Consider the following 775-nt stretch of genomic DNA (forward strand, 5'->3'; position numbering starts at 1 on the left):
TCGTGGAGGCCGTCGTGCAGCATGCTGTCGAAGAAGGTCACGTCGCCCATGCGCGCGCCCCAGCGCCCCTGCGGCAGCAGGTCGGGCGCGCGGTCCATGTTCTCCATGCCGCCGGCGATGGCGCAGTCGACCATGCCGGCGCCGACCTCCAGCGCCGCGCTGACGATCGCCTGGGCACCCGATCCGCACACGCGGTTGACCGTCAGCGCGGGCACCTCGACCGGCAGGCCGGCGGCGATGCCGGCCTGGCGCGCCGGGTTCATCTTCCCCCCCGCCTGGATGACGTTGCCCATCACCAGCGTCTGCACCTTGTCGGCGGGCAGGCCGGACAGGCGCAGCGCCTCGCGCACGACCACCGCGCCCAGGTCGGGTGCGGGCACCTCCTTGAGGCTGCCGCCGTAAGTGCCGATGGCGGTGCGCACCGGGTGACAAAGAACGATGTCGCGCTGGGTCATGGAATCACTCCTCGTATCGAGATACACAGAGGCTAGGCGCATGCCGTGGCCGGCGCATTGACGCTCATCAACTCGCCCGCCGGGCCTCGATGTAGGCGAGCACGTCCGCGAGGCAGACCAGGCGGGCGTAGTCCGACTCCGGGACCTCGAAGCCGAAGCGCGCGCCCAGCGCCATCAGGAAGTTGAGCCAGTCCATCGAATCCAGGTCGACCTGGCGGCGCAGCGGACGCCGCCAGTCGATCTCCGCGGGTTCGATCTCGGGCGCGATCGTGCGCAGGAGCGCGAGCACCGTGTCGGCCATGGCCTGGCGATCTTCATTC

General features: G+C 70.3%; 2 protein-coding genes. Both read right to left on the reverse strand.

Translation table 11 applies throughout. The features are described from left to right. On the reverse strand, nt 1-455 hold a 455-nt coding region (locus AC1DTN_RS37640; RefSeq protein ID WP_477925215.1), incomplete at its 3' end, for a thiolase family protein. A gap of 67 nt (nt 456-522) precedes the next feature. Beyond that, a partial coding sequence (locus AC1DTN_RS37645) for an acyl carrier protein (protein ID WP_477925217.1) occupies nt 523-775 on the reverse strand: 253 nt, incomplete at its 5' end.

Source organism: Rhizobium sp. 01T444, assembly GCF_056398305.1.